This window comes from Frankia torreyi, assembly GCF_000948395.1.
Lineage (GTDB): Bacteria > Actinomycetota > Actinomycetes > Frankiales > Frankiaceae > Frankia > Frankia torreyi.
In genome coordinates, this window is record NZ_JYFN01000024.1 from 62,699 (window position 1) to 81,934 (window position 19,236).

Genomic DNA, 19,236 nt, shown 5'->3' on the forward strand with positions numbered 1-19,236 from the left:
CGGGACCGTCAGAGATCAGGACGGCCCTCGGTCAGCCAGGCCTCGACGTCGCGCGCCCGCCACAGGACAAAATGGCCCACGGAGTGGATGGGGGAGGGGAAATCGTCGCGGGCGCACAGCCCACGGGCGCGATGCGCCGAAATCGACAGCCGATGAGCGATATCGGCGGTGGTCCACAGATCGTCTACCGCCATACCGTCATGCTATGCGACAACGGCACGCCCCGCCGCCGCCGCCGGGGTGCCCTGCCCCGCCCGCGCCGGGGACCACGGACGGGCGTGCACGGCACCGCGGACGGTCGGTTCCGCTCGGCGTACGCGCCGCATGCGGGTACGCTGGCCGACGTTGCTCTTCTTGGTGCCGCCGGTCACCTTCAGGATGGCACGAGCCATCGACCGGAGCGGATCCGGTCGGCGGAAGTACGGCGGTGTGTCGTGTGGATGCGCCGCGGCAGGAACAGTAGAGGAGCGACTGTGTCAGCAGGAACCGTGAAGTGGTTCAACGCCGAAAAGGGCTTCGGTTTCATCTCGGTGGACGGTGGGGGCGGCGACGTCTTCGTCCATTTCTCCTCGATTGTGAGCGAGGGCTTCAAGTCCCTCGACGAGGGGCAGCGCGTCAGCTTCGACATCGAGCAGGGCCAGAAGGGTCTGCAGGCCGCCAAGGTCCAGGCCATCGCCTAGCTGGCGGCTCTCACGGGCCGCCCGTCCCACGGCTCCCGGCCGCGCCGGGTGCGAACTGGACGGGCCGCTCGGGCGGGCCGCGTGCTCACCGGCGCACACGGCCCGCCGCCCGCCGCCCGTCTCGGCGTCGCACCGACGGCGCGCGGATGGCACACCGGCGCGCGCGGATGGCCGTCCGATACCGCCCACCGCCAGTTCGGCACGTTCCGCGGTGCTGTTCGGGCCAGCCCAGGTTCAGGCGGATCGGTGCAGGGCGGCGCCGACGAAGGCGAGCTGGGCCGGGGCGACCGCGCGCCAGTAGGTCGGGGTGTGCCCGCCCGGGCCGAGACTGTGTTCCTGTGGCCGCAGGTCCGCGACGGCCTGCCGGGAGACGGCGGCGAACGGGTCGTCGTCGCCGCAGTCGATCCGGTACGCCACCCCCGGCGCCGGCGCGGTCCCCAGGATCCGGTGCGCGGCGAAATCGGCGGCGGAGTCGAACGCGCCGGGGGCGCTGGCGCCGTAGCTGCGCCACATCGCCGGGCTGCTCGCCGCCGCCGCGACCACGAGGTCGGGATGGCGCCGGGCCAGCAGCAGCGCGCCGTATCCGCCCATCGACCAGCCCAGCGCCGCCATCCGGGCCGTGCGCAGGCCCGCCGTGGCCAGCCGGGGCCGGATCTCGTCGAGGATCATCGCCTCCGGATCGTCGCCGGCGGCCCGCCGATGCCAGTAGGTCGTGCCGCCGTCCACGGTCACCAGGGCGAACGGCGCCACGCCCGCTCCGATCGCGGCCGGCAGCAGGCCGTCGAGGCCCAACAGGCCGACGGCGCGGCGTGCGTCGTCGCCCCGCCCGTGCAGCACGAGGCACACGGGCAGGCCGCGCCCGCCGCCCGCCGGGGTGACGGTGACCATCGTGACCGGCCGGCCCCGGGCTGCGCTGGTGAACGTCGTGGCGGTCACCACGGCCGGGCCGGTGGCCGGCTCCGGTGACGCCGCGACCGGTGACGCCGCGCCGTGTGCCGTGCTCTCGGGGCCGGCACGCCGGGCGGCGGAGGGCGTCGTAGGCTCTGCCGCGCCGGGCCCGTCGGCGGTCGAGGAGCGGCCGACGCCGCCGGCGACGAGTCCGGCGGCGACGGCGCCGGCCGCCGCGACCGGTGCCGCGATCACGAGGGCTCGCCTGCTCGGTCGCATGGTGCCGATCATTCCATCCGGCCCGTGCGGGCCAGCCCGTGAGGCCGACGTGACCTACCCGCCGGACCGCGCGGCGTGCACGCTGTGCACGCCGAATTCAGTGCATTCTTCGTCCGCTATGGGCCTCATCACTCGGCGTCCCAGAGCCGTGTCGGTGAGGGACCGTGGTCGGGTGACCGATGATGACGACGACTGGGCCCCGCCGCCCGTGCCCTTCGGTGGCGGCGATCCGGCGGTGGCCGCCGCTGAGGCGCTGGCCGAGGCCGAGGCCGCGCTGCGGACCGGCGCCTGGCGGCCGGACCCGGACGAGATCGACGCGGCCGTGACCATCCTGCACCGGATGGATCTCGGCCGCCGCAACCCCGACATCCCCCTGCGGCGCACCGCCCATCGCGCGCTGGATGAGACCTATCCGCAGCTCACCGTCTGGCGGGCCCGCCCGATGTACCTGTACGCGGCGGTGAAGACCGTCCAGTTGCTCGCCGCGGGCCCGCCGACCGGCGCCAACGCCGCGGCCGCCCACGCCGCCTGGGAGCGTCTCGGTGAGCTGTTGGGCGACGTGACCGCGAACGTCCAGGCCGGCCCCTGACCGGGTCGCCGGTAGACCGCGGCGCCCGCGGTGGAACCGCCGTCGCCGCACCCTCCTTCCCATGTGCGGTCGCCCCATGTGCGGCTGCGGAGTGTGGCAGCTACAGGACGCCATCGGCGGCAAACGCCGCTAAAGAGCCAACATAGGCATACCATTCCTGGTGACTCTCGGTGGGGAGGAGATGACATGTCGCCAGGTCGGTCGGGCGTGCCCCAGGCCGAGCCGTCGGCGTTCGGTCAGGCCGTCCTGATCGGGATGGAGATCGACGGCGTCCAACGGCAGATCCAGCACCTGACCGACCTGCTCCGCGAGCTACGCCGCAGCCGCCGGGCCTGGGAGGCGGGGGCGCGAGGAGAGCGCGACGTCGTCCGGGTGCTCGTCGGGATGGACGACGCCGGGTGGCGGGTGCTGCCGGACCGCCGGTGGCCCGGCACCCGCCGTGCCAACATCGACGTGCTGGTGGTCGGCCCGGGCGGCGTCTTCGTGGTGGACGTGAAGAACTGGCGTGAGGCCAGGGTCGACGGCGGCCGGCTGTGGCGGGGCGACGAGGACGCCGAGGACGAACTGCGCAAGCTGACCGATCAGACGGCGGCCGTCGAGCAGGTGCTGGCGGACGCCGGTCTGCCGCCGACCGAGGTGGTGCCGCTGCTGGTTCTCGTGGGGCGGCGGGGCACCGAGCAGCTCGACCGGGTGCAGGTCACCGGCGAACTCGATCTCACCCGCAACCTGGTGCGGCGTGGCCTGCGGCTGGAACCCGCCGTCGTGGAGCGGGTGCTGGCATGCCTGGACGAGGCGTGCCCGCCGATGCGCGAGGCTGCCGCGGACGCCGCTGCGACGGCGCCGCCGGCCAGGCAGGCAGCGGACGCGGACGGTGTGTTCAGCCGGGACGAGCTGTTCAGCCGGGACGAGCTGTGGCGGGAGCTCGTCGACGCCGCGGCCCGCGAGCCGATCGAGGCGTGGATGACCTGGCTGCATCCGATGCAGGCCCGGCTGGTCTGCCGCCGCTCGTCCGGACCGGCCCGCATCCGTGGCGCGGCGGGCACCGGCAAGACCGTCGTCGCGCTGCACCGGGCCAAGTACCTGGCCGCCCGCGGGGACCGGGTGCTGTTCACCTCGCTGGTCCGCACCCTCGGGCCGGTGAACCGGGCGTTGCTGGCCCGGATGGCCCCCGAGCATGTCGGCCGGATCGAGTTCACCACGGTCGACGCTCTCGCCGTTCGCCATCTCGAGCAGCGGGGCGAGCGTGCCCGCTACCAGCAGGGAATCGCCGACAACTGCTTCTGGCTGGCGTGGGGGCGCGTCGGCCTCCCGTCGGTCCTGGGCCGTTCCGGGGTGGAACCGGGGTACTGGCGGGACGAGATCGCGACCGTCATCAAGGGCCGGGGCCTGACCGGCTTCGAGCAGTACGCCGAGCTTGCCCGGATCGGACGCAGCATGCCGCTGCAGCCGACGCACCGGCGCGCCGTGTGGGAGCTGTACGAGCACTACGAGCGGCTGCGGACGGCCCGCGGGGTCCTCGATCGCGGCGACGTGCTCCTGCTGGCCCGCGACCTGGCGAGGGAGCGCGCCGGCGGCGAGTTCGACGCCGTCATCGTCGACGAGGTGCAGGACCTGACCTGCGTCGGCCTGCAGCTGCTGCACGCCCTCGTCGGCGACCGACAGGACGGCCTGCTGGTCGTCGGGGACGGGCAGCAGTCCGTCTACCCCGGCGGGTTCACGCTGGCGGAGGCCGGCGTGTCCGTCGTCGGGCGGTCCACCGTGCTCGCCCGCAACTACCGCAACCGCGAGGCGATTCTGCGCTACGCCCAGCAGGTGGTCGCCGGGGACAGCTTCGACGACCTCGACGTCGCCGGTGAACGCGGCCGGCGCGACGTCGAGATCGACCGTCCCGGTGGTGAGATCGACGAGGTCGCCGTCACCGGCCCGGCCGAACAGGCCGCGGCGCTGCGCGCGGATCTGGTCGACGCCCACGACGGCCGCGGGGTCCGCTACGGCGACATAGCCCTGCTCGCCCCGACCAACGACGCGGCCGCTCGCTGGGAGCGCATCCTGCTCGGAGCCGGCATCCCGGCGGTGCCGCTGTCCAGGTACGACGGGACGACGTCTCATGCGGTGAAGGTGGGCACCTACCACCGATCCAAGGGCCTGGATTTCGCCCGCGTGTACATCCCGGACCGCAACCGCTTCCCGCGCCCGCGACGCGCCACCGAGTCGGACGACGCCTACCGCGAGCGCGCTGTGCTGGAACGCCGCCAGCTCTACGTCGCCCTCACGCGGGCCCGCGACAGCCTCTGGGTCGGCCTGCGGGAGCCGGTCGGTGCTGGCGCGGGTGCGGGCAGGGCCAGCCGCCGCGTTGACGACAAATCGTCGCGCTCCTAGCGTGTGAGCGGCGTCACCTGACGGAATGGACGGGAGGTCGGCCGGGTGCGGGACCGCGTGGCGATCGTGACGGGTGGCGGGGGCGGCATCGGTTCGGCGGTGTCGGTGGAGCTCGCCCGGCGCGGCGCCACCGTCGTCGTGCTGGACAGCGGCGACGGCCTGCGCGGCGAGCCGCTGGGGGAGCGCAGCGCCGAGCGGACCGTCCGGCGCATCGAGGCGGAGGGCGGGCGTGCCGTCGCCGCGCCGATCTCCGTCACCGACGCCGACGCCGTGCGGGGGCTCGTCGAGGAGACGGTCGCCCGGTTCGGCTCGTTGGACATCGTTGTCAACACGGCCGGGATCCTGCGTTTTCCCCGCATCGCCGACGCCTCGGCGGAGGACTGGGCGGCGGTGCTCGGCGTCCACCTCGGCGGATATCTCAACCTGCTGGCCGCCGCGCTGCCGTGGATGACGGCCGGCGGGTACGGCCGGATCGTGGGCGTCACCTCCGGCGTCGGGCTGGCGCGGACCTCGGTCGACGGGCCGGCCTACGGCAGCGCCAAGCGGGCCGTCGCCGCCCTGACCTGGCAGCTCGGTCCGGTCCTGCCGGCGGGGGTGGCGGTGAACGCGCTGTCGCCCATCGCCGCCACCCGGATGGTGACCGAGGGCCTCGTCGCCGCCGGCGCCGATCCGCGCGGCCTCGACCTGTCCGCGATGCCGCAGCCGGAACACATGGCTCCCGCCGCCGCCCGCCTGGCGAGTGAGGAGTTCGGCTGGTGCCGCGGGCGGGTGCTGTTCTCCGCCGGTTCGGAGCTGTCCCTGATCGCGCCGCCGCGCCTGGTCGAGGCGGTGGCGACGGGCGGCGCGGGCGCGGCCGCCGCGCTGGGCGCGCTCGTGCGGCCGGTGCTGGCGCCGGCGCAGGCGCAGCAGCGCTCGACCGGCGGCTCGAACCCGCGCTCCGCCCCGCTCGTAGCCGCGCCTCCAGGTTCGGCCGCGCCGGCCGGTTCCGCGGAACCGGCCGGCTCCGTCGGTGTGGTCGGGCCGGCCGGTTCGGCGGGGCGGGCCTGCCTCGTCGTCGGGGACGATCGCGCGCTGACCGGGCAGCTCACCGGGGCGCTCGCGCCGTGGGGTTACAGCACCGTCGCGGCGCCGGTCGGCGACACCGGGACCGGCGACGCGGCGGCCGGCTTCGCCGCGGCCGAGCAGGGCATCCGCCGGGCCGCGGCGGGCACGGGGGCCGGGCTCGACGCCGTGGTCGTCATCCACGGCGCCGACGCGACCAGCGCCGGCGGGGAACCGGGCGGGGACTGGCACGCGATCCTGACCAGCCACGCGGGGACGGCGGCGACGATCCTCGGGCATGCCGCGTGGTCCCGCGCCGCCGCGCGGCACGTGGCGGCGACCGGACGGGCACTGCGCGTCGTGCATGTCGTGCCCGCGCTGACCCCCGGCGGCCGCAGCGCCGCCCAGGCCGTCACCCAGCTCGCCCGTTCCGTCAACGACACCCCGATCACCCCGGCCGGGCCCGGACTGTCCGGCCCGATCGGCCCCAACGGCCCGGACGGCTCCAACGGCCCGGACGGTGCCGGCGGCCCGGACGGTGCCGGCGGCTCGGGGGGCAGGCTGCTGGAGTTCGCGGTCAGCGCGGAGAGCCCGTACCCGGCCGACCGCGTCGGGCTCGTCGAGCTGGTGGCGAGCCTCGTCGCCGCGCCGGACACGGCGCCGTTGGCCGGCGCCGAACTCGTCGTCCGGCCCGGCTGGCTGGGCCTGCGCGCGCACCCGGCGCCGGCCGTCACCGCGTCGCTGGCCGGGGCCGAACCTGGCCCCTGGATCGACGACGTGCTACGCGACGCCCTCGCACCGTTCGGCTGATCGGCCCCGTCCCCGGGAGGCTGCTGTGGAACATCCGCAACGGGTCGTCGACGCCCACGTCCACCACTGGGATCCGGCGCGCACCGAGTGGTACCCGTTCCTCGCCGCCGACGCCTCGCTCGCCGCCGTCGGCATGCCCGACGCCGACCGGATGCGCCGGCCGTTCGATCAGTCGACGTACCTCGCCGAGGCGAGCCGCTGGAACGTCGAGGCGTACGTGCACGTGACCGCCGCGCCCGAGCACTTCGTGGCCGAGACCGCCGAGATCGCCCGCCTCGCCAAGGCCACCGGCCAGCCGCAGGCGATCATCGGCGGGGNCGACGGGCGGGACGGCGCCGCCGGGATCGTGGCGCAGCTCGACGCCCAGGCGGGCGCGCCGGGTCTCCGTGGCGTGCGCGCCAGCGCCGGTCTCGACCTCGACACCGACACCGGGCACGCCCTGCTCGGCGCGCTCCGGGACCGCGGCCTGGTCTACGACCTCGTCGTCCATCCGGACGGGATGCGGGCGGCCGCTGCGGCGCTCGCCGCGTTCCCGGACCTCACCGTCGTCGTCGAGCACACCGGCTGGCCGCTGGCGGAGGACCCGGAGCACGCCACGGTGTGGCGCGACGGCCTGGCCCGCCTGGCCGGGCTCGGCCCGCGGGTGCACCTCAAGCTGTCGGGGCTGGCGATGACGCTGCACCGCATCGACGTCGCGTCGTTCCGGCCGTGGGTGGCGCACAGCCTGGAGGTCTTCGGCCCGGCCCGCTGCTTCTTCGCGTCGAACTTCCCGGTCGATGGCATGTTCGGCAGCTTCGACGACCTGTACGGGACGTACGCGCGGCTCGTCGACGAGCTTGCCGCCCCGGCCCGCGACGGCCTGTTCGCCGCCAACGCCGCCCGGGTCTACCGCTGCTGAGCGGGACGGCGCCGGCCGCGGGCGGCCCCGCGGCGCGGCGCTCGTCCGCAGTCAGTTCGAGCAGGCGTAGTCAGGTCGAGCAGGCGCAGTCAGTTCGAGCAGGCGCGGTCAGTTCGAGGAGGCGGTGGGACGGTCGGCGAGCAGGTAGGTCGTGGCGGTGGCGGTGGCGGCGACGGTGAGGACGGAGGGCCAGGCTCCGAGCTTCTTCGCGAGCGGGTGAGCCGCCCCGAACGCTGCCGTGTACGTGCCGAGCAGCACGCCCGTCACCACGGGACCGCGGGTGCGCAGCCAGGTGCGTCCGCAGACCGCGCCGGCGACGGCGAGGACGACGCCGGCGAGTTCCCGGCGCCCGCTGAGACGGGCGGCCGAATAGCCTCCGACGAGACCGGTCGCGACGACGGGTGCAGTGGGTACCGATGCCATACACGGCACGCTACGCCGCCGCCGGGCACCCGCCGGGGGCCCAAGGTCGTGCCCGCCGGGGACCGGCGGCCCTGCCGCACCAGTGCCTCGGCGGAAACCGCTGGCCGCGGGCGTCCCCGGCGGACTGTCGCCGACGGAGTTCCCGGCGCGCCCGGCGATTCGCGTTGACGTTCATCACGCCAGGGCGAGCGCCGACCCGTCCCCCGCGCGGGGGCGGCGGTCAGGTGGCGAGGCGGTCGGTGCTGGTCGAGGTCGCCGCGGACGGGGTCAGCGTGCGCGGGCCGAGCAGCTTGCCCATGAGGTGGTCGGCGACCGTCTCCGCCGGGTAGCGCGCCGGGTGGCGGCACGACCCGGTGCAGCGTCGAGCGCCATCGGTCGTTCGTCCAGCGAGCGAGCAGATCGCCGATGTTGACGATGAACGCCCCCGGCACCGGCCGCACCCCGTGCCACGCCCCGTCCGGGCCGAGGATCTCCAGGCCGGGCATGTCGTCGGCGAGCAGGTCCGTGCAGGCGCCGTAGTCCGCGTGGGCGCCCATCCGGAGCTGGCCCGGCGCCGGATCCGGCAAGCCGGGCTGGCGCAGGTAGCGGTTGGCCCGCATGACGTTCGGGGCCCGGCCGGTGTGGTCGGCGAAGTAGTCCTCGGGCAGCCCCAGGGCCTGCGCGAACGCCGACATCAGCATCCCGGCGAGCCGGGCGAGGGCTGTCTCCGCGTCCTGGGTCGGCATCGGCATCCCTTGACTCACCCGGCGACTTCGGCGTCCAGCACGTTAGATCCCGCCCATTACATCCACATGTCGCAGATCGTCGTTGGGCTTGCGGGCGAGTGGCCTGGCGCGGTTCGGTGGAACCTCATGGCACACGGGCGTGGCGCCCCGGTCCGTGCGCGGTGAGCGACGGACCGGGGCGGCGCGGGCGGGGGCGGGGCGCCCGCGCGGGGGTCAGCGGCCGAGCGGCTCGGCGATCGGCTGGCCGAGAGCGGTGCCGAGGGCGGCATCGAGGGCGGCGTGCCGGTGGTGCAGGCCGGGCTCGTTGCGGCCGAACACCAGCTCGGGGCGCACGCCGGTCGCCATGGTCCGCTGGATGTCGCTGGCCAGGACGTAGTCCTCGTCGCGGACGGTGCTGTGGGCGTACTCGAAGATCTCGTCCGCCGCCTTGCGGGTCGCCTCGTCGGTGAGATCCATCGGGGTGGCGTTCTGGTGGTAGGTCACCGAGTGGCCCGGACCGGTGCCGGGGTAGACCCGGAACACCTCGCCGTTGGCCACGGTGCACGACAGGACGATGTTCGGGAACAACGCGTAGATCACCACGAAGTTGTGTAGCGGCTCCCAGCTCTCCTCCGGCTGGTCGGCGATATCCCCGATGTGACGCATCGGGAACACCAGCCGATGGTGCGGGCCGTAGGAGTCGAACAGCGCGCAGTTGCTCCGGGTGAACAGGGCGAACGTGTCCTTGTGCACGGTCGCGAAATGATAGTTCTCCGCGAACGTGTCCAGCGCGAGCTTCCAGTTGATCGGAAAATCGAGGGTCTTCTCGCCGATCGGCGCCCAGTTGCCGATGTTCCAGGACTCGAGCTCCGGGCCGAGATCACCGAGGTGGGCGCCGATGTCGAGCGGCCCGGCGTCCGGCCGCAGGCCCACCCACAGGAAGCCGGAATGCTCGGCGGCGGGCAGCTCGGTGAGGCGGACGCCGCCCGCCATCGTGGTGGGGAAGCCCTCCCGGCCGGGGCCGCCGACGAAGCAGCCGCGGTTGTCGTACGTCCACGCGTGATACGGGCAGACGAACCGCTCGGCCTCGCCGCAGCCCTGCGCGACCGGCGCCTGACGATGGGCGCACACATTCTGAAAGGCTCGCACAATGCCGTCCGACCCGCGGGTCAACAGCACGGGAACGTCCATGACGGTCTTCGTGCAGAAGCTTCCCGGGTTCGGCAGCTCGGACCGGTAGCCGACGAGCTGCGGCGAGTTCAGGACGAGTTCCCGCTCAGCCTCGAAGCGTTCCCGTTCCGTGTACACGGCCGCCGGTTGACGCCGCTCCTCGGGCGTCATGTCCGTTGTCTTGTCGGTGACGATTTTGAGCGCCCGTCGAGTCAGGTCGATGAGCTCGTTGCGGTCTATCGGATGCCTCCCTGATGCGGCGGACATGTCTTGGAGAACCCGCCATACCGGCGGCCCAAGATCATATGTCCCGGTCGGAGGAAATCGTATGTGGCCGTCTTCAATGGCCGATGCTCCGGGATGAGTCGTCATTCCGACAGGAGCGGATGTGTCGCTTTCTGTAATAAATTAAGGTCGGTCGCCGGAGCTGTCGGGCCATGCGTCAACGTGATGTTTCTCAGAGTCACCGCCGGATCGTTGTGTGGCGGACCTGCGTAACCGGGCCGAGGCCGGGCAGGGCTGCCGAGAGCAGACCGCGGACGAGAGCAGACGAGAGCAGACAAGAGCGGACGAGAGAGGAGCACGCTGATGACGAAGGATCTCGCGGGCACCCGCATCGCGTTCCTGGTGGCCCCCGACGGCGTTGAGCAGGTGGAGCTCACCGAGCCCTGGGAGGCCGTCCGGGATGCCGGCGGCGAGCCGGTCCTCGTGTCGACCGCCCCCGGAAAGATCCAGGCGTTCCACCACCTCGACCGGGGCGACCGCTTCGACGTCGACGAGACGGTCGACCAGTCCGACCCCGCCGCCTTCGACGCCCTGATCCTGCCCGGCGGCGTCGCGAACCCGGACTTCCTGCGCTCGCAGCGCGACGCCGTCCGATTCACCCGGGCCTTCTTCGACGCCGGCCGGCCGGTCGCGGTGATCTGCCACGGCCCGTGGACGCTCATCGACGCCGAGGTCGTGCGCGGCCGGCGGATCACGAGCTGGCCGAGTGTGCGCACCGACCTCGTCAACGCCGGCGCCCACTGGGTCGACGAGGAGGTCGTCCTCGACACCGCGGGAGTGAACACGCTGATCAGCAGCCGGCGCCCGGATGATCTGAAGGCCTTCTGTGCGGCGATCGTGGACCACGTCCGCCCCGCCGGCCAGCAGCATTCCGGCCCGACCGGCACCGGCGATACCGAAGCCGCCCGCACCACCGCCGACGAGCTGCGCTGACGCCGTGGTGCGGGGTCCTCGCATCGTTGCCAAGCCCCACGGCGGTCACCTCGGCGCCGGTATGCTGCCGGTAGGCGAAGGTGACGCCATATCGCAGTAATCCGAGTGCGACGAGTACTGAGGGGCAGCATCGCTATGCACGACGGTGGCGGTTCCGTTCCGGCGTTTCCCGATGTGATGGCGGTGCTGCGGCGGAGCACGGCCGCGGCACATACCCGGCTCGAAAGCGCACTCGAGCTGCTGTCGCCTGACCTTTCGGTCAGTCGTTATCGTGACGTCCTGATGCGGATGCACGGTTACTATGACGCGTTGGAGCCGCGGCTCGACGAAATGCTGACCGGCGCCGGCTCGCCGCTGCCCGACTGGCCGTCGCGGCGAAAGGTGCCGCTGCTGCGGCATGATCTGCGGCTGCTCGGCGTCGATGACGCGGCCCTCGCCGCGCGGCCGCGCCCCCGGGTACCGACGGTCGACGACATCGCGGCGGCGATGGGTGTGCTGTACGTATTCGAGGGGGCCACGCTGGGCGGCCGGTTCATCGTCCGCCACGTCGTGACGACGGCGGTGCCGCCGGCGGCGACGGCGTTCTTCGGCTCCTACGGCGACGAGGTCGGCCGGCGTTGGAGCCAGGTCCGCCAGGCGATCCGCGCCGCGACGGCTGGCGAGGCGGCGCGGGTGGAGGCCTGCGCCGGCGCCGCGGCGGCCCTGTTCGGCGCCCTCGAGGCGGAATTCGCCCGGTGAGTGGCGCCGGCGAGTTCACGGGGATGCCGTCGTCGGGGATGCCGTCGTCGGGGATGCCGTCGTCGGGGATGCCGCCCTCGGAGATGCCGCGGCCGGAGCCCGTGGACCTGACGAACTGCGACCGCGAGCCCATCCACATCCCGGGCAGCGTGCAGCCCCATGGCGTGCTGCTCGCGGTCCGCGCGGACGAGGACCTCACCGTGGTGCAGGTCTCCGCCAACACCGCGGAGACCCTGGGCCACGAGGCCGCGGCCGCGGTCGGCCGGCCGCTGCGGGAGCTCGTCGGCGCCTCGGCGGCGAAGGCCGTGCGTGACGTCGTGCGGACCGCGTTCGACCTGCGCGAGGCAAGCCCGCTCGACCTCGCCGTCGGCGACGGTCACGACCTGCGCCGTTACGACGCCCTGCTGCACCGCGTGGGCGAACAGGTCGTCATCGAGCTGCAACCCGCCCGCAGCGCCCGGCCGCTGTCCTATTCCGGGACCTACGCACGGACCCGACAGTCCGTGCTGCGCCTGAACGGCTCCCGTTCGCTCGCCGACCTCTTCGACGTGGTGGTCGAGGAGGTTCGGCNGCTGACCGGATTCGATCGGGTGATGGTCTACCGGTTCGACGCCGAGTGGAACGGTGAGGTCGTCGCCGAGGCGAAACTCGACCGCCTGAACAGCTTTCGCGGACTGCACTATCCGGCCACGGACATTCCCGCGCAGGCCCGTGCCCTCTATGAGCGGTCGTGGCTGCGGCTGATCCCGGACGTGGATTATCGGCCGGTCCCGCTCGTCCCGGCGGTGAACGCGGTCACCGGCGGCCCGCTCGACCTCAGCGACGCCTGGCTGCGCAGCGTCTCGCCGATCCACATCGAATACCTGAAGAACATGGGCGTCACCGCGTCCATGTCCATCTCGCTGCTGCGCGACGGTCGGTTGTGGGGCCTCATCGCCTGCCATCACTACTCCGGCCCGCATGAACCCGGCTACGAGATCTGCGCCGCCGCCGAGTTCCTCGGCCACCTGTTCTCGCTGCGGCTGGTGTCCCGGGAGAACGAGCAGACCCTGGAGGCGACGCTGGCGACCCGCGAAGCGCTCGACCGGCTCCTCGCCGAGGCGCAGGGGGACGGTGCGTCGCTGGTCGAGGTCCTGACCGCGGGCGGGCCGAACCTCGCCGACCTGATCTCCTGCGGCGGGGTCGCGGTCGCGATCGACGGCGAGTACCGCACGTTCGGCGCCGTCCCGCCCCGCGCGGCGCTGCGGGCGGCCTTCGACGCCCTCGCCACCGAGGGCGCCATCCTCGCCTGCGACGCGCTGCCCCGCGACGCCCCGCACCTCGCCGAGCACCGCGACGTGGCCTGCGGCATCCTCGCCTTCCGACTGTCCGGCGACGAGGGGGTCGCCTGGTTCCGCCCGGAGACCGTCCGCACCGTCGACTGGGGCGGCGATCCGCGCAACAAGGAGCTGACCGCCCAGGAGGGCGCCGGGGTGCGGCTCAGCCCGCGCCGGTCGTTCGACCGCTGGCGCGAGGTCGTCCGCGGCCGCGCCCGCCCCTGGTCGGCCCACGACCTCGCGATCGCCGCCGAACTGCGCCAGCATCTGCTGCGACTGGTGTACCCGCCGGCCCGCCGCGGCGCCGACCTCGCCCGGCTGATGCAGGAGAGCCTGCTGCCCGAGCGCCTCCCGTCGATTCCCGGCTTCGAGATCGAGGCGTGGTACGACCCGGCGGCCGCCGGGCGGGTCGGCGGCGACTGGTACGACGCGGTCCCGATGCCCGACGGCCGGGTGGCCCTCATCGTCGGCGACGTCGCCGGCCACGGCGTCGCCGCCGCCGGCACGATGGCGCAGTTGCGCAACGCCCTGCGTGCCTACGTCGTCGACCTCGACCCCACCGACCCGCGGCCCGCCCGCAGCGTCCTGCACCGCCTCGACCGGCTCGCCGCCGCCCTGCTGCCGGAGGCCATCGCCACGGTCGCCGTCGCCGTCACCGACCCGGTGACCGGGCTCGCGCAGATCGCCTCGTCCGGTCACCCGCCGCCGGTGCTGCTGCCGACCGTGGGGGAGCCGGTCGTCGTCGAGGTCGAGATCGCCCCGCCGGTGGGCGCCGCGATCCCCGGCCTGGCGGGCACGATGCCTCCGGGGACAGGCGGCGAGGCCGCTGCTGGCGGGGCTGGCGGGTGGACGGCGCAGGTGCGCCTCGCGCCCGGGGACGCGCTGGCCCTGTTCAGCGACGGACTCACCGAGCGGCGCACCGAGGCCCCCGACGTCGGCATCGAGCGGCTGCGCGCCCAGGCCGTCCCCGCGGCGGCCGCCCACCCGGACCTGCGCGGCCTGGGCGACTCGCTGTTCCGGACCTGCCGCGACCCGGACAACGACGACGACGCCACCCTGCTCCTGCTGCGGCGGCGTGGCCGTTCCGGCGCCACCGCTCCTCACCACCTGGAAGGATGAGCGGCGGCAGGATCGTGCCGGCGACCCGGCCGCCGCGGAGGTGACGACGCCGTGCGTCCCGCCCGCGGCCCTGGGCCCGGCATCCGACGAAGGGGAGCATTCGATGGTCGACTTCAAGGGCGCGCTCGGCAAGCTCGGCGACCTGGCGGAGGAGCACGACGACAAGATCGACGCCGCCGTCGCCAAGCTCGGCGACGTGGTCGACGACCGCACCGACCACAAGCACTCCGACCACATCGACCGCGCCGTCCGCGAGATCCAGGACCGCACCTGACCTCCCCCCGCCGCCCCCACCTGGGGGATGGCGGAGTCCCTGCTGCGGGCGGGTCCTGCCCGTTCCGTGTCGAGCGACCCACGATGACGCAGCGGTGGGCGGAGCTGACGTTCGTGCACTGGGCGTTCGACCCGGCGGTGGTGTCGCGACTGGTGCCCGCGCACCTGCGGGTCGAGGTCCTCGACGGCGCCCCCTGGGTGGGACTGGTGCCGTTCCGGATGCGGGTGGCGAGCGCAGGCGGCCGGGGGTTCGGGCCGGTGACGACGTTCTGCGAGACGAACGTACGGACCTACGTGGTCGACGCTGCGGGCCGGCACGGGGTGTGGTTCCTCTCGCTGGACGCCGCGCGGCTCGGCGCCGTCGTCGTCGCCCGCACGCGGTTCCGGCTGCCGTACTTCTGGTCGTCGATGGCGCTGACCCGGGTCGGTGACGAGATCACCTACCGGTGCCGGCGGCGGGCCCCGCGTCCGGCGGCGGCGGAGAGCCGGGTGCGGGTGCGCATCGGTGCGCCGTTCGCCGCCGCCGACCTCGGCCCGCGCGAGCACTCCCTGACCGCCCGTTGGCGGCTGTTCAGCGCCGCCGGCGGGCGGCGCCGCCACGCCCCGGTCTGGCACGAGCCGTGGCCGCTGCACCGCGCCGACCTGCTCGACGTCGACGATCACCTGCTCACCGCGGCCGGGCTGCCGCATCCGACCGGCGACCCGCTCGTGCACTACTCGCCGGGCGTCGACGTCCGGATCGGAGCGCAGCGACCGTAATGGTGGTTTCGCGCCCGCCGATGCCGGTGCGGTGGTTCCTGCGCAGCGGCGGGCGGGTTGCGGCGCCCCGCGGCCAGGCGGTGAGGCGCGGTTGCGCGGAACCGCCTGTGGTGCTTGCGCGGCGCGGGGGTCGGCGGGAGGCTGGCTCGGGAGAATGTTCCGTTCGGTGTGATTTTTTCGTCCGCGGGCAGTCCTCGGGTCTCGCCCGAGGTGAGGGTCGACCGCCATGCCGTCCGGTCTGGCGCGAGGGGGTGCGCGGTGGCCGTCCCGTTCCAGACCGATCCGGATCGGCTGCGGGCTCGGCTCGCCGCCTGGCTCGCCGAGCATCCCGCCGATGCCACCGGCCCGGCGGGTGGTGGCCCGGCGGGTGGTGGGACGGCGGGGGTGCGGTGGGAGGTCGGTGAGCCGACCGTGCCGTCGGGGCAGGGGTTCTCCGGGGAGCTGGTGTTGCTGCCGGCGACCCGGATCGGGCCGGACGGGCAGCGGGTCTCCTTGCCGCTGGTCGTGCGGATGGCGCCGCGGCGGTTCCGGCTCTACCCGTGGGACCGGTTCGCCGAGCAGTGCCGCGTCACCGAGATCCTGGCCCGCGACACCGACGTCCCGGTGCCGCCGGTGTACGGTCACGAGCTCGACCCGGAGGTGCTCGGCGCGCCGTTCGTCGTGCTCGGTCGGGTCGACGGCGACGTGCCCGCCGACCTCCCGCCCTACCACATGCAGGGCTTCATGATCGAGATGGCGCCGGCCGCGCGGGCCAGGGTCTGGGACGCGGGCCTGGTCGCGATGGCCGGGATCCACCGGCTCGACCCGCAGCGGCTCGGGCTCGACTTCGCAGGGCAGCCCGAGTACGGCCCGGTCGGAGCGGTCCAGCAGCTCGCCGCCTACGAGCGTCACCTGGAGTTCTTCGCCGTCGACGAGGCCGCCCGGGGCGTGGTGGACGACGCGCTGGCCTGGCTGCACGACCATCCGCCGGCCGAGCGCCATCCCGTCCGGCTGGTGTGGGGGGACGCCCGGATCGGGAACCTGATCTTCCAGGGGGAGCGGGTCGCGGCCGTGCTCGACTGGGAGATGGTGTCGCTTGGCCAGCCCGAGACCGACCTCGGCTGGTTCCTGCACCTCGACCGCCACCTCGGCGAGGGCGTCGGGTTGGCGCGTCTGCCCGGCCTGCCGGACCGCGCGGCGACGGTGGCCCGCTACGCCGAGCTCCTCGGCCGGCCGATGGAGGACATGGATTACTACCTCCTGCTCGCCTCGCTGCGTCACACCCTGCTCGCGGCCCGGGTCACCCGGCTGATCCGCCAGTACGAGCTGTTGCCGCCCGACCTGGTGCCGCCGATCGACCAGTTCGCCGCCCGGCTGCTCGCCCGCGTACTCGACGAGGCCCGCGCCGGCGTGGGCTCGGGGGCTGCCTGACGCCCGGCGTGGCAGTCCAGACACTCGCAGTTCAGATTTTGTCAGTCCAGGTTTATCAACCTAGCCTGATGAAATGCCCTCGGACCCCGACGACCAGCCCGACGACCAGCCCGATGACCTTCCAGAGGTCCTTCCTGACATCCGTCAGATCGCCGTCGCCCTGCGGCTGAGCCTCGGGATGCTCGTGCGCCGGCTGCGCCAGGCCCAGCCCGCGGGGGAGCTGACGATGCCCGAGTCGGCGGCGCTGGCCCGCCTGGACCGGGGCGGCCCGGCCACGGCGGCGGCGCTGGCCCGGCTCGAGCAGATCAGCCCGCAGGCCATGGGCGCCACCCTCGCCGCACTGGAGGCTCGCGGCCTGGTCGAACGCCGTCGCGATCCGGCTGACGGCCGGCAGGTGATCCTCTCACCGACCGGGTCGGGGCTCGCGGCGCTGCGCAGCCGCCGCGACGCGCGCACCGAGCTGCTCACCGGGGCGCTGTCGGCCGGGTTCACCCGGGCCGAACTGGACCAGCTCGCCGCGGCCGCGCCGCTGCTCGAACGCCTCGCGGAACGCGTCTGATGCCGGCCTCCGGGCCGCGGACATCCGGCGCGGGGAGGTTCGGCGCGGGGAGGTTCGGCGCAGGGAGGTTCGGCGCGGGGAGGTCCGTCGCGGCGGCGGGTGTGGACGACAACTACCGGTGGGTGGTGCTGGCGAACACGACCGCGGCGGTGTTCATGTCCGCGCTCGACGGGTCGATCGTTCTCATCGCGTTGCCGCCGATCTTCCGCGGCATCCACCTGGACCCGCTGGCCCCGGGTAACGTCGGCTACCTGCTCTGGATGATCATGGGCTACCGGCTTGTGCAGGCGGTGCTCGTCGTCGCCCTGGGCCGGCTCGGTGACCTGTTCGGCCGGGTCCGGATCTACAACGCCGGGTTCGCGGTGTTCACGCTCGCCTCGATCCTGCTGTCGTTCGACCCGTTCGACGCCGGCCGCGGGGCGCTGTGGCTGATCGGCTGGCGGGTGCTGCAGGCGGTCGGCGGGTCGATGCTGACCGCGAACTCCGCCGCGATCCTCACCGACGCCTTCCCCGCCGAGCAGCGGGGCTTCGCGCTCGGCATCAACCAGGTCGCCTCGCTCGCCGGCCAGTTCGTCGGCCTCGTCGCCGGCGGCGTGCTCGCCGTGCTGGACTGGCGGGCGGTCTTCTGGGTGAACGTGCCCGTCGGGGTGTTCGGGACGGTGTGGGCGTACCGGCGGCTGCGCGAGACCGCCACGCCGCGCGGCGGCCCCCGGCGCATCGACTGGTGGGGCAACATCACCTTCGCGGTCGGCCTGGCCGCCGTGCTGATCGCCGTCACCGAGGGCCTGCAGCCCTACCGCGGGCACGCCATGGGCTGGACCAATCCCGCGGTCGTCGGCCTGCTCGTCGGGGGAGTGGCGCTGCTCGCCGCCTTCGTCGCCGTCGAGCGGCGGCACCCCGATCCGATGTTCGCGCTCGGGCTGTTCCGGATCAGGGCGTTCGCCGCCGGCAACGTCGCCGGGCTCGCCGTGTCCGTCGCCCGCGGCGGCCTGCAGTTCATGCTCATCATCTGGTTGCAGGGGATCTGGCTGCCGCTGCACGGCTACGACTACGAGGACACGCCCCTGTGGGCCGGGATCTACCTGTTGCCGTTGACCGTCGGCATCCTCGTCGCCGGGCCGGTCTGCGGCTTCCTGTCCGACCGGTTCGGCGCCCGTGGCCTCGCCTCCGCCGGGATGGCCGTGTTCGCCGGCAGCTTCGTCGGCCTGATGCTGCTGCCCGTCGACTTCCCGTACTGGGCGTTCGCCCTGTTCATCGGGCTGAACGGGATCGGCGGCGGGATGTTCGCCGCCCCCAACTCCTCGGCGATCATGGGCAGCGTGCCGGCGGAGCAGCGCGGCGCCGCCTCGGGGATGCGCGCGACGTTCCAGAACTCCGGCACCGCGCTGTCCATCGGCGTGTTCTTCTCGCTGATGATCGCGGGTCTCGCGGCCACCCTGCCGGACGCGCTGGACGGCGGCCTGCGCGCGCAGGGCGTGCCGGCGGGGGTCGCCCACGATGTCGCCGCGCTGCCGCCGGTGTCGTCGCTGTTCGCCACCGTCCTCGGCGTGAACCCGGTCGAGCACCTGCTGTCGGCCGGCGGCGGACTGGCCGCCGTGCCGTCCGCGAACCGGGCGACGCTGACCGGCCGCGAGTTCTTCCCCGAGCTGCTCGCCGGGCCCTTCCACCACGGGCTCGTCATCGTGTTCGCGGTCGCCGCCGGGCTCGGCGTGCTCGCCGGCCTCGCCTCGGTGCTGCGCGGGGCGTCGGTGCCGAGCGGCGCCACCCCCGCCCGCCCGGCCGGTCCGCCCGCGCCCGGGGCGCCGCCGGTCGGGGTAAAGATCGGGCGGCAGTCCGAGAGGATCATCGAGGAGGCGCCCGATGCGCATAGCGGTGACGACGCCGACGGGCAACGTCGGCCGGCACGCGGTAGTGATGCTGGTCCGGGCGTCGAGTCCAGGCCGTGCAGCGAGGGCGTGGGCAGGCCGGGCCGCGATTCCTGAC

The 19,236-nt window shown here is 74.0% G+C and carries 15 protein-coding genes and 5 pseudogenes; 15 read left to right on the forward strand and 5 right to left on the reverse strand.

The window, feature by feature from the left end; genetic code table 11:
• Positions 1 to 8: 8 nt before the first annotated feature.
• On the reverse strand, positions 9 to 194 hold the full coding sequence (locus FF36_RS16060; protein WP_044885890.1) for a helix-turn-helix transcriptional regulator: 186 nt from the start codon (positions 192 to 194) through the stop codon (positions 9 to 11).
• A gap of 279 nt (positions 195 to 473) precedes the next feature.
• Between FF36_RS16060 and FF36_RS16065 the strand changes: the two genes are divergently transcribed.
• The gene (locus FF36_RS16065) at positions 474 to 680 is read left to right on the forward strand and encodes a cold-shock protein (protein ID WP_082121958.1); all 207 of its coding nucleotides are present in this window, start codon (positions 474 to 476) and stop codon (positions 678 to 680) included.
• Between the two features lie 234 nt (positions 681 to 914).
• Here the strand turns inward: FF36_RS16065 and FF36_RS16070 are convergent, their stop codons facing one another.
• Positions 915 to 1,847 carry an alpha/beta hydrolase-fold protein gene (locus FF36_RS16070; protein WP_052681165.1) on the reverse strand — a complete coding sequence of 311 codons (933 nt, stop codon included), beginning with the start codon at positions 1,845 to 1,847 and terminating at the stop codon, positions 915 to 917.
• Positions 1,848 to 2,019: 172 nt separating this feature from the next.
• On the opposite strand from FF36_RS16070, the gene FF36_RS16075 reads away from it, so the two are divergent.
• The 5 genes and pseudogenes from FF36_RS16075 to FF36_RS16090 all read left to right on the forward strand — a co-directional run.
• A complete protein-coding gene (locus FF36_RS16075; protein WP_044885892.1) occupies positions 2,020 to 2,436 on the forward strand; it encodes a hypothetical protein in 417 nt (138 codons plus the stop codon).
• A gap of 186 nt (positions 2,437 to 2,622) precedes the next feature.
• Entirely contained in the window at positions 2,623 to 4,815 is a 2,193-nt protein-coding gene (locus FF36_RS16080; RefSeq protein ID WP_044885893.1) for an NERD domain-containing protein, read from the forward strand.
• A gap of 45 nt (positions 4,816 to 4,860) precedes the next feature.
• Positions 4,861 to 6,666, forward strand: a complete 1,806-nt coding sequence (locus FF36_RS16085; protein ID WP_044885894.1) for an SDR family NAD(P)-dependent oxidoreductase — start codon at positions 4,861 to 4,863, stop codon at positions 6,664 to 6,666.
• Positions 6,667 to 6,691: 25 nt separating this feature from the next.
• Positions 6,692 to 6,983: pseudogene (locus FF36_RS38140) on the forward strand (amidohydrolase family protein); the annotation flags it as partial.
• A 1-nt stretch (position 6,984) separates the two neighbouring features.
• Positions 6,985 to 7,564 (forward strand): annotated as a pseudogene (locus FF36_RS16090) (amidohydrolase family protein); the annotation flags it as partial.
• A gap of 108 nt (positions 7,565 to 7,672) precedes the next feature.
• Here FF36_RS16090 and FF36_RS16095 read toward each other — a convergent pair.
• The 3 genes and pseudogenes from FF36_RS16095 to FF36_RS16105 all read right to left on the reverse strand — a co-directional run bounded on the left by FF36_RS16095 (position 7,673) and on the right by FF36_RS16105 (position 10,128).
• Complete coding sequence (locus FF36_RS16095; RefSeq protein WP_044885896.1) at positions 7,673 to 7,987, reverse strand: hypothetical protein; 315 nt, start codon at positions 7,985 to 7,987, stop codon at positions 7,673 to 7,675.
• A 350-nt stretch (positions 7,988 to 8,337) separates the two neighbouring features.
• Positions 8,338 to 8,718, reverse strand: a pseudogene (locus tag FF36_RS40400) (2OG-Fe(II) oxygenase family protein); the annotation flags it as partial.
• A gap of 207 nt (positions 8,719 to 8,925) precedes the next feature.
• Positions 8,926 to 10,128, reverse strand: coding sequence for an aromatic ring-hydroxylating oxygenase subunit alpha (locus tag FF36_RS16105; protein WP_199865411.1), 1,203 nt, complete (start codon positions 10,126 to 10,128; stop codon positions 8,926 to 8,928).
• 321 nt (positions 10,129 to 10,449) lie between these two features.
• On the opposite strand from FF36_RS16105, the gene FF36_RS16110 reads away from it, so the two are divergent.
• From FF36_RS16110 to FF36_RS16145, 9 genes and pseudogenes are all read left to right on the forward strand, one after another.
• Complete coding sequence (locus FF36_RS16110) at positions 10,450 to 11,079, forward strand: type 1 glutamine amidotransferase domain-containing protein (protein WP_082121960.1); 630 nt, start codon at positions 10,450 to 10,452, stop codon at positions 11,077 to 11,079.
• Positions 11,080 to 11,256: 177 nt separating this feature from the next.
• Positions 11,257 to 11,817 (forward strand): biliverdin-producing heme oxygenase, encoded by a 561-nt coding sequence (locus tag FF36_RS16115; RefSeq protein WP_236705990.1) that lies wholly within the window; start codon positions 11,257 to 11,259, stop codon positions 11,815 to 11,817.
• 83 nt (positions 11,818 to 11,900) lie between these two features.
• A pseudogene (locus tag FF36_RS38150) lies at positions 11,901 to 12,387 on the forward strand (SpoIIE family protein phosphatase); the annotation flags it as partial.
• 1 nt (position 12,388) lies between these two features.
• Positions 12,389 to 14,252: pseudogene (locus FF36_RS16120) on the forward strand (SpoIIE family protein phosphatase); the annotation flags it as partial.
• 103 nt (positions 14,253 to 14,355) lie between these two features.
• Complete coding sequence (locus FF36_RS32875; protein ID WP_009742703.1) at positions 14,356 to 14,526, forward strand: antitoxin; 171 nt, start codon at positions 14,356 to 14,358, stop codon at positions 14,524 to 14,526.
• Between the two features lie 83 nt (positions 14,527 to 14,609).
• Positions 14,610 to 15,284 carry a YqjF family protein gene (locus FF36_RS16130; protein ID WP_044885900.1) on the forward strand — a complete coding sequence of 225 codons (675 nt, stop codon included), beginning with the start codon at positions 14,610 to 14,612 and terminating at the stop codon, positions 15,282 to 15,284.
• 258 nt (positions 15,285 to 15,542) lie between these two features.
• Positions 15,543 to 16,694, forward strand: a complete 1,152-nt coding sequence (locus FF36_RS16135) for a phosphotransferase family protein (RefSeq protein ID WP_044885901.1) — start codon at positions 15,543 to 15,545, stop codon at positions 16,692 to 16,694.
• Positions 16,695 to 16,767: 73 nt separating this feature from the next.
• Positions 16,768 to 17,253 carry a MarR family winged helix-turn-helix transcriptional regulator gene (locus FF36_RS16140; protein WP_242418806.1) on the forward strand — a complete coding sequence of 162 codons (486 nt, stop codon included), beginning with the start codon at positions 16,768 to 16,770 and terminating at the stop codon, positions 17,251 to 17,253.
• Entirely contained in the window at positions 17,253 to 19,235 is a 1,983-nt protein-coding gene (locus FF36_RS16145) for an MFS transporter (RefSeq protein WP_044885902.1), read from the forward strand. Before FF36_RS16140 ends, FF36_RS16145 begins: the two co-directional genes overlap by 1 nt.
• Position 19,236 lies beyond the last annotated feature (1 nt).